Below are 15,085 nucleotides of genomic sequence, written 5' to 3' on the forward strand. Positions count from 1 at the left end.
TAATAATTATATTATTGAATATCATTTACTATAACAAAGGTCTTTCTCTGTTATAGTGATTGCAATCATACTATGCTTACAAGTAGACAATATAAAATATTTAGATAGATGATATAGATATTATTTTTTTTCGCCGAGCTATCTTAGCTAAATTAGTTGCTGTGCAACTAACATGCTGTTTTAGCCGTAAACCAAATTTGAGTTTTAATTTGAGTTTGCCAGGGTTAACAAGGAAACTTGTTTACCTCCCGACATTGGAAAGGTGACATGTTAACAGACAACTTCGGTCGCAAGTTTTACTACTTGCGCCTATCAATCACTGACGTATGCAATTTTAGCTGCGACTATTGTTTGCCCAATGGCTATCAATGTGACAATGATAGAAAATTTCTTACACTGCCTGAAATAACCCGCTTAGCTTCGGCGTTTTCTGCTATGGGTACGGAAAAAATTCGTATTACCGGTGGTGAGCCCTCTTTACGTAAAGACTTACCTGAAATTATTGCCCGATGTAAGCAAACACCTGGCATTAAAAAGGTTGCTATCACCAGCAATGGTTACAAACTTCCTGAACATTTACCGGCTTGGATAGATGCCGGCATTGATGCCATAAATATCAGTATTGATACTTTAGACCCAAGACAATTCCATGCTATTACTGGCCACGACAAGCTTAAACATATCCTCAAAGGTATTGATATGGCAGTGGCGGCAGGCAATATAGATGTTAAAGTTAATACCGTATTAATGCGTGAATATAATGGCTACGACATCGCCAGTTATTTAGCCTGGTTAAAAGACACCCCCATTACCTTACGCTTTATTGAATTAATGCAAACGGGTGATAATAAAGAATTTTTTGATGCTCAACACGTTCAAGGCTCACGCATAAAACAAAATCTGATTTTAGATGGCTGGTTACCTGTTATTAATGACAAGGCGGCAGGACCCGCACAAGAGTTTTATCACCCTGACTATGCCGGTAAAATTGGCTTGATCATGCCTTACTCTAAAGATTTTTGTAATACCTGTAATCGCTTACGAATTAGTGCCATAGGTAAGTTACATTTATGTTTATTTACTGAACAAGGCTTGTCGTTGAAAGACTACTTGAAAACTGATGATGTTGAACCTTTAAAAGCGGCTATCACCAGTATGTTGACTGATAAAAAGGAAACGCACTTTTTACATGAGAAGCTGACTGGCGCAACGAAAAACCTAGCTATGTTGGGCGGTTAATGGCGGTGGCAAATACGTTATTTCAACCCTGCTTAGGTGTGGTTTTAGCTGGCGGTAAATCTTCCCGTATGGGACAAGATAAAGCCAGCTTGCAACGGGAAAAACAAGACATGCTCAGTTATAGCATGTCTTTACTCAAAGCTGCCGGCAGTTCACAAGTACTGGTGAGTGGTGGCGAACAAGGTATTGACGATCTCGTTGCCAACCTCGGCCCCCTTGGTGGCATTCAAAGTATTATCAAACAATTTAAACCCCAAGCACTATTAATTTTGCCGGTAGATTTACCTTTAATGACCTCGGTAGAACTTGCAAGATTAAAGCAAGTGGGCGAATTGAGTAACCAAGCATGCTACTTTACTGATAATTACTTGCCCTTGTATTTACCGGTTAATGCCTTTGTTGAACAGTTTTTTCAACAACTTTTAACCAAGCCGCATTCACAAGCTTCGTCACGACCTGATTCACCACTAAAGTCAAAAACAAGCTTTAGTCATGAACACGTCAGTGCGGATAAAGCAGCCAGTAAGCGAAATTTGACCGGGCCTTCTGTGCGCAGTTTATTAGCACAAATTCCGCATAAGGTGGTTACACCAAAAAACAGCAAATGTTTATTTAACACCAATACGCCTGAGCAATGGCAACAGGCGCAACATTTATTATCTTTGCAAAGGAAATCTCATGTCTAGCAAATCTTCTATTCATTGTGGCGATGACTTCGTGCCATTAAATATCGCCGTATTAACTGTTTCAGATACCCGAGAAGAGCACAACGACACCTCGGGCCAGGCACTCGTTGAACGATTACAAGCAGCAGGCCATACCTTAGCCGCTAAAGCAATTTCAAAAGACGATGTTTACCAACTACGCGCTGTAGTTTCTCAATGGATCGCTGACGAGGCTATACAGGTCATATTGACCACTGGCGGCACGGGCTTTACCGCAAGAGACAATACACCGGAAGCGTTATTACCTTTATTTGACAAAGACATTGAAGGTTTTGGTGAAGTATTTAGAACGATTTCTTTGGCTGAGATTGGCACTTCAACCATTCAATCTCGTGCCTTTGGTGGCATGGCAAATAGCACAGTCATTCTATCTGTACCCGGCTCGACCAATGCTTGTAAAACGGCTTGGGACAAATTAATTGTTGAGCAACTGGATGCGAGTCATCGCCCCTGTAACTTTGTACCGCACCTAAAGTTTACATAGCATCAGCTATATCGATAGCACTCATGCAGAAGCTAATGCCAAAACTAATACAAAAGTTAAGACAAAAGTTACTCCCGCTATGCATTATTTGGCTGGCCTTACAAGCCAGCCATGCTTGTGCACTCGACAAACCAAAACAGACTAAGCCCTTACGTATCGCGGTAGCCGCAAACTTTGCGCCTGCCCTTAAAATATTGCTGGCTAACCTACCCAACAAAGACGCTATTAACGTTCAAATGATCAGCGCAGCGACCGGTACCTTATATCTGCAAATAAAACACGGCGCACCCTTTGATTTGTTTTTATCTGCCGATTCAATGCGACCTGAATTACTTGAACAAGAAAAGCTAATAATAGCCGACAGTCGCAAAACTTATGCCTACGGGCAAATTGCTTTGTGGTCAGCTACTCGAGCATTATCTGGCTTAAGTGAGCTTAATCATTATTCCGGTAAGTTAGCTATTGCCAATCCAGATACCGCCCCCTATGGCAAGGCGGCTCAACAGGCGTTAACAAAATTATCGCTCTGGCCGCAGGTTCAAAACAATTTAATCACCGGTATGAATATCAACCAAACCTTTCAACAAGTTCGCAGTCAAGCTGTGCCGTTTGGTATTGTGGCGTACAGCCAATTAGCCATGAATAAATATCAAGGGATCATTATTCCGCCTGAATATTACCAGCCCATTTCCCAGCAATTAGTGATTATTAAATCTAGCCAACAAGTCAAATTAGCACAGCAAATCAGTGATTTTATTTTACAGGAAGATAACCAAGAGAAATTAGTACAACTCGGTTATTTACCGATAAAATCCATACCATTGATAGAAAAAAATAACCAGGTCAATACACAATATGACTGATATTTCAGCCGACTTACTCGCGCTTATAACCACCTTGAAAATGGCGGCGGTGACTACGGTTATCTTGCTCATAATAGGTACGCCAATGGCGTGGTATTTAGCCAAGTGGCAAAGTCGATTCAAAGTTTTTTTTGAGGCCGTGGTCGCTTTACCCTTAGTATTGCCGCCCACCGTATTAGGCTTTTACTTACTGTTAGCCTTTTCACCCACCTCCTTACCAGGGCAGTTATGGCAAAGTGCAACGGGCAGCCAGCTCGCCTTTAGTTTTAGCGCTATTGTTATAGGTTCAGTACTCTATTCACTACCCTTTGTTGTACAACCCTTACAAAAAGCTTTTGAACAGCTAGGTGATCACCACCTTGAGGCCGCCGCTATGCTGGGTGCTGGTCCGATAGATCGTTTCTTTAGTGTGGTACTGCCGTTAACTAAGGCCAGCTTTATTACGGCAACCGCATTAGGTTTTGCGCATACCGTGGGTGAATTTGGCGTGGTGCTGATGATTGGCGGTAATATTCCTGGTGAAACGCGGGTACTCTCTATCGCTTTATTCGATCATGTTGAAGCCTTTAATTACGCTAACGCCCACCTGCTCTCGGCCGGATTATTAATTGCCTCATTAATACTCTTGTCTTTGGTTTATTTATTGGGTAATAACTTCAATAAAAAGCAGCAAGGGACTGTGAAACTATGAGCCGCATAGACAACTCAAATAATTCAAGCGCTATACGCAATATAAGCGACGAACAGCTAGCCGTTGCACAGCCAAAACGTGCTGCCCCCTCAACATTAGCCTTGGCGTTTAAATTGGCGTTTAGCCATCTTGAAATAAGCATTAAACAAAACATTAGCATTTCAGCGATTACCGGTATTTATGGTGATTCTGGCTCAGGAAAATCAAGTTTACTACGCGTTATCGCCGGCCTTGAACCGCGAGCAAAAGGCCAAGTTTCATTAAATGGCACAGTGCTACAAGATAGCGACAACAAAGCTTTTATTAAAGCGGAGAAAAGACAAATTGGGCTAGTTTTTCAAGACAGTCGTTTATTTCCACACTTAAGTGTTTACCAAAACTTAGCTTATGGCGCAAAACGCCAAACCAACCGACAACTGACCATTGAAAAGGTACTGGCGTTAACGCAATTAAACCAACTACAGCATCAAAATGTCACGCTGCTGTCTGGTGGTGAAAAGCAAAGGGTATCGATTGCTAGGGCGCTATTAGCCGAGCCTAAATTGTTGTTATTGGACGAGCCTTTCAGTGCCTTAGATAAAAGCACTAAATCGCAAATGTTGACGATATTAAAAGCCATTCAACAACAGCTTCAGCTGCCTATGCTTTATGTCAGTCACAGTTTAAGTGAGTTACAATATATCGCCGATCAATTGGTGGTAGTTTCAGCAGGAAAAATAACCCAAGTAGCCCCTATTCACCAAGCAATTCACCAGCTAAACAGTCGCGGTGAAACTAGCCCTAAAACCAGTTTGTCATTAACTATCGCTGAACATTTACCTGATTATGGCCTAACTCGACTGACACTACCGGCAAAAAAGAGCACAAGCAAAAACCATAATATCTATTTACCCATACTAGAACAAAGCAATAGTCAGCGTTTAATTTCTCAGCAATTACCTTGCATTATTTATGCGCGCGATATTAGCATCAGTAAAACCAAACCCGAGCACAGCTCGATTGTAAATCACCTGCCGGCAAGTATTAGCGTAATACAATACAACAAAACCAATGCGTTAGTGACATTGAAAGCTAACGAGCAAGAGTTTTACGCCCAAATAAGTTTATGGTCAGCAAAACGTATGGCGCTAACCACAGAGTCAAAGGTGTATATTCAATTTAAAGCCAATGCCGTACATAGTTATTATTTTACGGAGCCAACAGCCAATGCTTAGCAACCAAGAAAAATTACGTTTTAGTCGTCAAACCATGTTAAAAAACATTGGCGAACAAGGTCAACAAGCCCTTAAGAAGGCCAGTGTATTAATTATCGGTGTCGGTGGTTTAGGTAACCCTGCTAGTCTTTATTTAAATGCCGCCGGTGTCGGTAATATTTACTTAGCCGATGGCGACAATATTGAACTTAGCAACCTGCACCGGCAAATATTGTTTACCGAAACAGATATTGGCCAAAATAAAGCCGATACCAGTGCAGAGAAGTTGCAACAGCTTAATAGCGCTACCAACATTGAAGTGCTCGATGAAATGCTTGATGCAGAACTGGCTGATTACTATCTGCCACTGGTTGATTTAGTGCTTGACTGCACTGACAACATCAACAGCCGTTATTTAATTAATCAAAAGTGTATCGAACATAAAAAGCCTTTAATTATTGGCGCAGCAACCGGCTTTGACGGACAACATATGTTTGTTAATCCGAACATAGCTGACAGTGCATGTTATCAATGTTTATTTCCTGCCCATAAAAAGCCGCCAGAAAATAATTGCCAAACTATCGGCATATTAGGCCCAGTACTGGCTATTATTGGTGGTATGCAAGCATTGCAAGCCATTAAGTTTTTAACTGGCCATGCAGTCGCCACAAATCAATTAAATATTTTTGATGGTTTACATAATTCATGGCAGCAATTCACCCTAAAAAAGCAGGCTAATTGCCCTATTTGCTCAGGATAAATTTTAACGGGGTATATGGAATTTATTGGGTAAGACTGGTGACTTATCAGCTAAAACAAGCCACCTTTTAAGATTTTCCTTTGACGTTTAAGCCTATGGTTAAGGCGTAAACTGAACTCAGCTTAGATCAGCTAAGTTTAGATCAAGAATTACTTACGATATTCAACTTCTACGTCGTAATCGTCTTCATCCCAATCTTCATCATCAAGATCATCTTCGAGTTCTGCAATAGTATCTTCATGATAGCTATCCCATTTAAACTCAACAGTTTTACCATCAACAGGTGCAGCTTCTTCTTCTGGTGGTAAGGCTTCAATAAAGCCCATGACACCTTGACACAAGTCGTCAGTACCGGTGCGATTAACCGCTGAAATACTGCGAACTTCACCTGTCCAGCCTAAGCCTTCAATAACTCGATCAGTAATTTCTTTTGCTTCTTCTTCAAGTAACAAGTCTAACTTGTTGAAGACTAACCAGCGTGGTTTGCCAGCAAGCTCTGAAGAATGTGTTTCTAATTCGCCAATAATAGTTTTTGCATTCTCTAATGGGTCTGAACAGTCAACTGGCATGACATCAACCACATGCAATAAAATACGACAGCGTTCTAAGTGTTTTAGAAACTGTGTACCTAAACCTGCGCCGTCAGCGGCACCTTCAATTAAGCCTGGAATATCGGCAATAACGAAGCTACGTTGAGGGTCTAAGCGCACAACGCCTAAATTTGGTACTAGGGTGGTAAACGGGTAGTCAGCTACTTTTGGCTTCGCGGCCGAAACACTGCGAATTAAAGTAGACTTACCTGCGTTTGGTAAACCGAGTAAACCAACATCAGCAAGCAACAACAACTCAAGTCTTAAGTTGCGAATTTCGCCTGGGGTACCATCAGTTTTCTGACGTGGTGCACGATTGGTACTACTTTTAAAACGTGTATTACCCAAACCATGCCAACCGCCCTTGGCGACCAATAGCTTTTGCTCATGATGAGTTAAATCACCTAATTGCTCACCAGTATCAATATCTGCAGCACGTGTACCTATAGGAACTTTTAAGTACAAGTCTTCTGAGCCTCTACCGGTGCAGTCACGGCTTCTGCCATTTTCACCACGTTTCGCGCGATGAAATTTTTCAAAACGGTAATCGATTAGTGTATTCCAGCTTTCATCAGCAATTAAATAAACATCGCCGCCATCACCGCCGTCGCCGCCGTTTGGTCCACCGAACTCAATAAACTTTTCTTTACGAAAACTGGCTAAACCATTGCCACCGTCTCCGGCCTCTACGCGAATTTCTACTTCATCTACGAATTTCATGGTGTTTTAAAACACTCCAAAATTTTATTTTCTGCTACATATTATAAATGATTTATTTCAAATAGTTTTGAAAAATGTCATTTTTTATACAATTTGTAACGAATAACTATAAATTACCTGCAAAAAAAAACCCTGCGTAAAAGCAGGGCTTTATAAGTTTGCGTATTACTACTCAGCAACAATACTTACAAACTTGCGGTTTTTAGGACCTTTTACTTCAAATTGTACTTTACCATCAGATAAAGCAAATAGAGTGTGGTCTTTACCGATACCCATGTTGCTACCAGCGTGGAAACGAGTACCACGTTGACGAACAATAATGTTACCCGCTAAAACGGCTTCGCCGCCAAAACGCTTAACACCTAGGCGTTTTGCTTCTGAATCACGACCGTTACGTGTACTACCCGCAGCTTTCTTATGTGCCATTGTAAATCGCTCCTAGTTAGCCGTTAATGCCAGTAATTTTCACTTCAGTGAACCATTGACGATGGCCCGCTTCTTTGCGTGAATGCTTACGACGTTTGAATTTAACAATTTTAACTTTGTCAGCGCGACCTTGGTTTACAACCTCAGCAACAACTTTACCACCAGCAATGTAAGGCGCGCCTACATTGATGCTCTCGCCATCGGCGATCATTAAAACGTTTTCGAATTCTACTGCAGCACCAATTTCAAGTTCAATCTTCTCTAAACGAACTGTTTGGCCTTCAGTTACACGATGCTGTTTACCACCGCTTTGGAATACCGCGTACATAGCTACTCCGTACTGCGTCATCATCTAGGGACGACGCTTAAATTTAAAATTATAGGGCGCGAATTCTACGCGAAGAAATCAGTCAGAGCAAGCATAAAAGTAATGATTTATTATTATTTTTACTAAACTAAAAACTTATCACTCGGAAAACTTCTATCGTCATGAAATTCGTGTAAAATTACCCCGTGAAATTACTAGTATTCTAACACTAAAGTACATCTAAGGTAACTTGTTACGTTCTATGAATATCAAAAATATCCAAGCTTTGGCTCAACAAGACATGACAGCTGTCAACGATCTTATCTTTTCAAAACTTCATTCTGATGTGGCGCTGATTAATCAATTAGGCGTTTATATTATTAATGGTGGTGGTAAACGTATGCGTCCCCTACTCACGGTATTAGCGGCAAGAGCTATTGGCTATCAAGGCAATGAGCATTTACAACTTGCAGCAATAGTTGAGTTTATCCATACCTCAACCTTACTACATGACGACGTTGTAGATGAGTCAAATATGCGCCGAGGCCGTGAAACCGCCAATGCTATGTTTGGTAACAGTGCTAGTGTCTTGGTAGGTGATTTTTTGTATTCTCGCTCATTTCAAATGATGAGTGAGTTACGTAACTTAAACATCATGGATATTTTATCCGATGCAACCAATATCATTGCTGAAGGTGAAGTGCTGCAATTAATGAATTGTAATGACCCCGACACCACAGAAGATAGCTACATGAAGGTTATTTACTGCAAAACAGCTAAATTATTTGAAGCCGCCACGCGACTTGCTGCGGTCATTGCCAAACAAGATCAAGCAACAGAAACCGCCATGCTAAATTATGGTAAACATTTAGGCACTGCCTTTCAGCTGGTTGACGACATTATGGATTATACCGCTGATGCACAAGCCATGGGCAAAAATGTTGGCGATGATCTCGCTGAAGGTAAGCCTACCCTGCCACTTTTATACGCTATGGCACATGGCAATGAACAACAAAAAAGTATGATCCGCAGCGCGATTAAGCATGGCGATGGTATGGAGCATTTAGACGATATACTCGCCGCCATGAAAGAAACGGGCGCTTTAGTCTATACCCAAGATAAAGCCGAGCAAGAAGCAGATAAAGCCATTAATGCGATTGCCATACTGCCTGAGTCAGCATACAAACAAGCCTTAATTTCATTAGCCCATATAGCTGCTAATCGTAACCATTAAGTCTCTGGCCAAATAAACAACAGTTATTTTATAACTAACTGTTGTTTATATTTATTTTTTGAGATTATTTTACAGCGCTAGTCAAGCCATAAAAATATTTGCTATAGTCTTCTTATCATTTTTGATAGTAGTATAAAGCATGCCAAGCCAACCCAAAATTAACCGCCTAAGCATTACTCAACGCGCCTTTGGCACTTTAAGTAATGGCGAAAGCGCAACACTTTTTACCTTATCAAATACTCACGGTGTTCGAGTAAAAATCAGTAATTACGGCGGCATTATTGTTGCTTTGGAAACCTTAGATAAAAATGCTGTTTCAAGCGATATTGTCTTGGGTTATGACGACATTAAAGCTTATGAAAATGACCCGTATTATTTAGGTGCTATTATCGGCCGTTATGCCGGTAGGATAGATCAAGGACTCTTGTCTATTGACGATAAAACTTATCAGCTTGATATCAATAATAATGACAATCAGCTTCATGGTGGTCACAAGGCGCTAAACAAAAAACTCTGGCAGGCAACCACTGAAATTTCGGCTGAAAAAATCAGCTTAATACTGCATCATACCAGTCCTGATGGTGATAACGGTTTTCCAGGCAATGTCGAGTTCACAGTAAAATATAGCCTTAATTGTCGCAACGAACTAGCCGTAGAATACTTTGCCAACACTGATAAAACTACCGTAATTAACCTAACTCAGCATAGCTATTTCAACCTCGCTGGGCATAAATCTGGTGATATCTATCAGCATCAGATTCAAATAAACGCTGATTATTTTTTACCGATGAATGAAGATATTTACCCAACAGGTGAAATTAGAGCCGTGCTAAATAGCGCGCACGACTTCAGTCAGTTATCCGCTTTAGGTAAAAACATTAATTCAAACGACGAACAAGTGATTATCGCTAAAGGATACGACAATTATTGGTTAAGCAATGATAATGTTATCAGTGGTGAAATATTTGCAGCAAGAGCATTTGAACCTAACTCTGGCCGGCAATTAACTATGTATAGCGCTCAACCTTGCTTGATTTTATACACAGCTAATTATATTGATGGCAGCCAAACAGGTAAAGAACACTGCGTTTATCAACAACATTCAGCCTTTTGTTTTGAACCGCAAAACTTAGCTACCCGTATTAACGGCGCTAATATAAACAACACCATAGTGCGGCCAGAACAGCCTTTTTATAGCCAAACTCGCTTTGTGTTTGAAACGGTATAACGTGAATTACCTATGCATCAGTGCTTGTTATGGATTCACGTTTATGCCGTCGAATAGCCGGTTAGCATGATGGGATGTCATGCTGAATATATTGCTAAATCAAGATGATGGACTAAAGTCCAACCTACAAAGAACCTGCACAAAACTGGCAACTACACTTATCGCTATTTTCTGCTGACTGACAGCTCAGAACTGACAGCTTAAAACTATCTTCTGCTCGTATTTATGTCGTCGAATAGGCGGTTAGCATGATGGAATATCATGCTGAATATAATGCTAAATCAAGATGTTGGACTAAAGTCCAACCTACAAAGAACCTGCAACGAACCTACAAAAAAATGGCAACTACACTTATCGCTATTTTCTGCTGACTGACAGCTTAGAACTGACAGCTTAAAACTATTTTTAGCTCGTATTTATAATGTCGAATAGGCGGTTAGCATGATGGATTATCATGCTAAATATATTGCTAAATCAAGATGTTGGACTAAAGTCCAACCTACAAAGAACCTACAAAGAACGGTTAACTGACAGCTTAAAACTATTGAGTTGAAACACCTAACAACAAGCTGATGTCTTTAGTTATTTCATCAATACGATTAATATCTGTTGGTGCAATAAATATAGTGTCGTCACCTGCTAACGTCCCTAAAATACCGGTTGATTCACCTAGACTATCTAACATTCGTGAAATTAATGGTGCGCCACCAATCCCTGTTTTTAAAATAATCTGCATATTATTATGTTTGACACTGATCACCACAGATTGAATAGCTTGCTTTGATTTGGGTACGGCTAACTCATCTGGCAGAATATAAACCACTTGATCATTCGCATTTCGCATTTTCACTGCGCCAAGTTTAGATAACAAGCGTGAAATTTTCGCCTGCGACATATTCTTAAAGCCTTGCTCGGCTAATGCCTCAGCAAGTTGACTTTGTGAGCCATAGCACTGTTCTTTTAGTAATGCTTTAAACGCGAGTACTAACTCTGCTTCATTTTTTTTACGGCTTGTGATCATTAATTAACTCGAAACGGAAATTGCTTTTGTCTATTGTATAAAATAAATATTTTTTCGGCTATTTTATTTTACACCAAAATTGTAAACGCTACTTAGCTTGAAATAATACCTGTCGAGATAAGGCTTATTTTACAACCTTTTTACGTTGTTCTGCTAAACCCATAGCAAGTATAAAGGGATCTTGTTTTTGCTGAGCGATAAAGTCAGCCTTACTTTCTAAGTTAAGCCAATGATGACTGATCAAGCTTTGCGCTACAGCACCGCCTAAGGTCGCACCTGGGCCTAAAATAATCAGCTTATCTGGCGCAAACTCTTTAATGGCCACTTCTATCGCTTTTGAAAAGTTATAAGGCTCAACCACTTGGGTAGCAAGCGTGTAGTGATATAACTGCTCAGCATCACAACTATAAGGTTGCCACACTTGTCCTAAACCATCGATTAACGGTATTTCAGGGGCATTAAACAGTTCAGCTGACATTAACGACATCGCACGTTTTGAAACCTCATCAAGCAGCGGCGTATGAAAAGCTGCATGGTTAAACAAATGCATTGGGTAGCGGTCTTGTATCACAAGTAGTAAATGCTCTAAGGCTTTTAAACCCGCTTTATTGCCGCCAAAAACAAGGTAACCACCGAGCTTAATTGACAGATAAACTTCACAATCACTTTGTTGATTTGCCTGTGCCAGCCATTGCATTACTTTTTGTTCTTGCGCCGGATCAACTTGCCAATCATCGTTAATGATCGGGTAAATCATTTGCCCGCCAATAAGACCTTTTGTCATCATCGAGCCCATGGTATTAATTAACTCGATAGCTTTATCTGGCTTTAAAGCGCCGGCAACCGCTAACGCGATGTACCAACCCATCGAGTTTCCTGTCACCGCGACAATATCAAACTGGTCTTTATTAATCGCTTGAAAGTCTGCTAGCGCACAAGCATAAATAAGTGCAGAAGCATTTTCACCCGCCGTATGTGTACGCATGCTGTAATTTTCCATACCGTCAAGTTCAGCGACTTTTATTTGTCCTTGGCGCTCACGAAAATCATCAATCAATGAAATTATTTCAGTTTTATCACTATGTAAACGCTGTAAATAACCCAGTTCTTCTTTATTGTAGGTACCACGGCCAGGACAAATAACTACCGCTCTTTGCTTGCTGTTATGCTTTTTTTTGACGCTTGTTTCAGCGCTATTGTTAACTGACGAACTCATTGGCAAATCTCCTTGGCAGCATCGACAATATTTTCCACCGACGGCAACACTTCATAAGCCGCCGCGCCAAGAGGAATAAAGCTGTCACTGGCGGTAACACGTTTAATTTTAGCGATCTTGCTGGCTTGTTCATGAATTAAGGTCACTAAGGCTTCGCTAATTGAGCCCGTTTGACGACATTCATCGACAATAAGCACATGCTCACAAGCATTTACTTGCGCCAAAATACCTTGTTCATCTAGCGGTGCTAACCAACGTAAATCAACCACGCGCGCTTCAATACCCTGCTTGGCTAGTTTTGCTTGTGCTTGGCGCGATAAATAATTGCCATTGCCATAAGTTAAAATACACACTTGCTTACCTGAGCCTGCAACCTTAACGCCTAAATCAATGCGCTTGTCTGCCAATGCTGGCGTTTGGTATTCAAAAGTCCATAAGCCATCACCTTCTTGATGTAGGTCTTTCGCCATGTATAAGGCTATCGGCTCTAAAAATATCACCATGCGTTGCTGCTCTTGCGCTAAGCGCACACTGGCGCGCATCATTTCAACCGCATCTGCGCCATTTGACGGACAAGCGATGATCAAGCCAGGAATATCGCGAAATACAGCAAAAGAGTTATCATTATGAAAATGACCACCAAAACCTTTTTGGTAAGCTAAACCCGCAATGCGGATCACCATAGGGTTAGTAAATTGGCCATTGGAGAAAAATGGCAAGGTGGCTGCTTCACCACGAATTTGATCTTCCGCGTTATGCACATAAGCCAAAAATTGAATTTCAGGAATAGGTAAAAAACCGTTATGCGCTAAACCAATCGCGGTACCTAAAATGGTTTGTTCATCTAGTAAGGTATTGATCACTCGGTTCTTGCTAAAACGTTCGCATAGTTTAGCGGTAACATTATAAACACCGCCTTTTTTGCCAATATCTTCACCGCACATCACAATATTGGGGTACTCAGCCATCAAGTCCATCAAGGTCCAATTAATCAATTTTGCCAAATGCTGTTTTTTCGGCAGATTATGTTGCTCATGCTTAAAAATTTCTTTGCGGGTTTCCTCGCTCACCGCGATTGAACTGGGTGCTTTATGCACCTGAGGGACAATGCTCGCCATGATCGCCTCAGCGCTGGTCAGCTTGTCTTTGCTCGCGGCATTTTCAGCAATCACCGCAATGCGACTTTCAACATCTAGGTAAATTTCAATCAGCTCTTCTGGATTTAATAGATTGTTTTCTAAAATAATACGCGCCGTGTGTAATAGCGGGTCTTGAAATTCAGTCGCGGTAATATCCGCCATATCACGGTAAACAAACTCAGCATCAGACCCCGCATGGCCCAGTATACGCACGGTGCGAATATGTAAAAACACCGGCTTACGCAATTCTCGAGCAATACGTTCCGCTTTTTTGGCGGTTTGATAAGTATCTAAAATATTCAGGCCGTCACAATAGAGATAAGTTAAACCGGCTCTGTTTTCATAATTAGCCGCAATCCAACCTTCTGGGGTGGCGGTTGAAATACCAATGCCGTTATCTTCACAGACAAAAACAATCGGCATAGGAATCGACTGATAGGCTGCCCAAGCTGTGCTATTAATTGCCCCTTGTGTAGTGGAATGGTTCGATGAAGCATCACCAAAATTACAAATAATCACGCCATCATTGGGAATTTCGCCTTGATGGGCTAAACGCTCTGCTAACGGAATACTAAAAGCAGCGCCCATGGCTTTGGGTAAATGTGACGCTATAGTGCTAGTTTGTGGAGGAATAGCGAGTGCTTTACTCCCGAGCACCTTATGACGACCACCAGAAATAGGATCATCTTTTGAGGCCGCAAATGACAACAGCATGTCGTATAAAATGGTTTGTCCGGGTACTTGCTTACTACGCTGTATAACAAACGCGGCACTGCGATAATGTAGAAAGGCCATGTCTGTCGGGCGAAATGCCTTGGCATAAGCGGCATTGCCCTCATGGCCAGAGCTACCAATAGTATAAAAACTTTGACCTTTTTTCTGCATCACGCGTGACTGCAAATCAAGGTGGCGACTCATGACTTGCGTTTCAAATAGGTCAATCACTTCAGCTGAACTTAGTCCCACATCATTAGGGCTTAAAGCACAACTTGATTCAGGTAAAGTTCGTGCTCGAACAAAATTGATAAAGTTTTCATTCACCAATTGATTGCGATCAGACATCATATCTCCACGGGGATAGTTATTATTGTTGTAGTTTAAAATTAGTCTTGTAAGACGATTTAAGCTATCAAACAAACGCTAAAAAAAAGCATGTAAAACAAAGTACAAAAATAATAAGCAAAAACCAGCCAAAGTTAAAATATTCTTTTTCTTTATCTGCTATAGTTTTTTCCTATACCTTTTCTGA

General features: G+C 41.0%; 15 protein-coding genes and 1 riboswitch. Of the genes, 9 read left to right on the top strand and 6 right to left on the bottom strand.

Translation table 11 applies throughout. The features are described 5' to 3' along the window. Positions 1-119 precede the first annotated feature (119 nt). A riboswitch (molybdenum cofactor riboswitch) is annotated at positions 120-281 on the top strand. From moaA to H4J41_RS10295, 7 genes are all read left to right on the top strand, one after another. Further along, positions 268-1,239 carry a GTP 3',8-cyclase MoaA gene (gene moaA, locus H4J41_RS10265; protein WP_182138236.1) on the top strand — a complete coding sequence of 324 codons (972 nt, stop codon included), beginning with the start codon at positions 268-270 and terminating at the stop codon, positions 1,237-1,239. Its footprint overlaps the riboswitch before it by 14 nt. Next, on the top strand, positions 1,239-1,925 hold the full coding sequence (locus tag H4J41_RS10270; protein WP_182138235.1) for a molybdenum cofactor guanylyltransferase: 687 nt from the start codon (positions 1,239-1,241) through the stop codon (positions 1,923-1,925). Before moaA ends, H4J41_RS10270 begins: the two co-directional genes overlap by 1 nt. After that, positions 1,918-2,448 (top strand): molybdenum cofactor biosynthesis protein B, encoded by a 531-nt coding sequence (moaB, locus tag H4J41_RS10275; RefSeq protein WP_182138234.1) that lies wholly within the window; start codon positions 1,918-1,920, stop codon positions 2,446-2,448. Before H4J41_RS10270 ends, moaB begins: the two co-directional genes overlap by 8 nt. A gap of 35 nt (positions 2,449-2,483) precedes the next feature. Next, positions 2,484-3,311, top strand: coding sequence for a molybdate ABC transporter substrate-binding protein (modA, locus tag H4J41_RS10280; protein ID WP_182138233.1), 828 nt, complete (start codon positions 2,484-2,486; stop codon positions 3,309-3,311). Then, complete coding sequence (gene modB, locus H4J41_RS10285) at positions 3,304-4,002, top strand: molybdate ABC transporter permease subunit (RefSeq protein ID WP_182138232.1); 699 nt, start codon at positions 3,304-3,306, stop codon at positions 4,000-4,002. The genes modA and modB overlap by 8 nt, the downstream gene beginning before the upstream one ends. Continuing rightward, on the top strand, positions 3,999-5,216 hold the full coding sequence (modC, locus tag H4J41_RS10290) for a molybdenum ABC transporter ATP-binding protein (protein ID WP_182138231.1): 1,218 nt from the start codon (positions 3,999-4,001) through the stop codon (positions 5,214-5,216). The genes modB and modC overlap by 4 nt, the downstream gene beginning before the upstream one ends. Continuing rightward, entirely contained in the window at positions 5,209-5,955 is a 747-nt protein-coding gene (locus H4J41_RS10295) for a HesA/MoeB/ThiF family protein (protein ID WP_182138230.1), read from the top strand. The genes modC and H4J41_RS10295 overlap by 8 nt, the downstream gene beginning before the upstream one ends. 149 nt (positions 5,956-6,104) lie before the next feature. On the opposite strand, the gene cgtA is transcribed toward H4J41_RS10295, so the two are convergent. The 3 genes from cgtA to rplU form a co-directional block, all read right to left on the bottom strand. Next, complete coding sequence (cgtA, locus tag H4J41_RS10300; RefSeq protein WP_182138229.1) at positions 6,105-7,265, bottom strand: Obg family GTPase CgtA; 1,161 nt, start codon at positions 7,263-7,265, stop codon at positions 6,105-6,107. Between the two features lie 168 nt (positions 7,266-7,433). Further along, a complete protein-coding gene (rpmA, locus tag H4J41_RS10305; protein WP_182130220.1) occupies positions 7,434-7,691 on the bottom strand; it encodes a 50S ribosomal protein L27 in 258 nt (85 codons plus the stop codon). Between the two features lie 16 nt (positions 7,692-7,707). Further along, a complete protein-coding gene (rplU, locus tag H4J41_RS10310; protein WP_077285540.1) occupies positions 7,708-8,019 on the bottom strand; it encodes a 50S ribosomal protein L21 in 312 nt (103 codons plus the stop codon). Positions 8,020-8,260: 241 nt separating this feature from the next. On the opposite strand from rplU, the gene ispB reads away from it, so the two are divergent. After that, complete coding sequence (gene ispB, locus H4J41_RS10315; RefSeq protein ID WP_182138228.1) at positions 8,261-9,232, top strand: octaprenyl diphosphate synthase; 972 nt, start codon at positions 8,261-8,263, stop codon at positions 9,230-9,232. Positions 9,233-9,371: 139 nt separating this feature from the next. Continuing rightward, a complete protein-coding gene (locus H4J41_RS10320) occupies positions 9,372-10,460 on the top strand; it encodes an aldose epimerase family protein (protein WP_182138227.1) in 1,089 nt (362 codons plus the stop codon). A 541-nt stretch (positions 10,461-11,001) separates the two neighbouring features. Here H4J41_RS10320 and argR read toward each other — a convergent pair. The 3 genes from argR to H4J41_RS10335 form a co-directional block, all read right to left on the bottom strand. Further along, positions 11,002-11,481, bottom strand: coding sequence for a transcriptional regulator ArgR (gene argR / locus H4J41_RS10325; RefSeq protein WP_220460973.1), 480 nt, complete (start codon positions 11,479-11,481; stop codon positions 11,002-11,004). A gap of 124 nt (positions 11,482-11,605) precedes the next feature. Further along, positions 11,606-12,697, bottom strand: coding sequence for an ACP S-malonyltransferase (locus tag H4J41_RS10330; protein ID WP_182138226.1), 1,092 nt, complete (start codon positions 12,695-12,697; stop codon positions 11,606-11,608). Further along, a complete protein-coding gene (locus tag H4J41_RS10335; RefSeq protein ID WP_182138225.1) occupies positions 12,694-14,898 on the bottom strand; it encodes an alpha-ketoacid dehydrogenase subunit alpha/beta in 2,205 nt (734 codons plus the stop codon). The genes H4J41_RS10330 and H4J41_RS10335 overlap by 4 nt, the downstream gene beginning before the upstream one ends. Positions 14,899-15,085 lie beyond the last annotated feature (187 nt).

It is taken from the genome of Colwellia sp. MB3u-45 (assembly GCF_014077005.1).
Taxonomy (GTDB): Bacteria; Pseudomonadota; Gammaproteobacteria; order Enterobacterales; family Alteromonadaceae; genus Cognaticolwellia.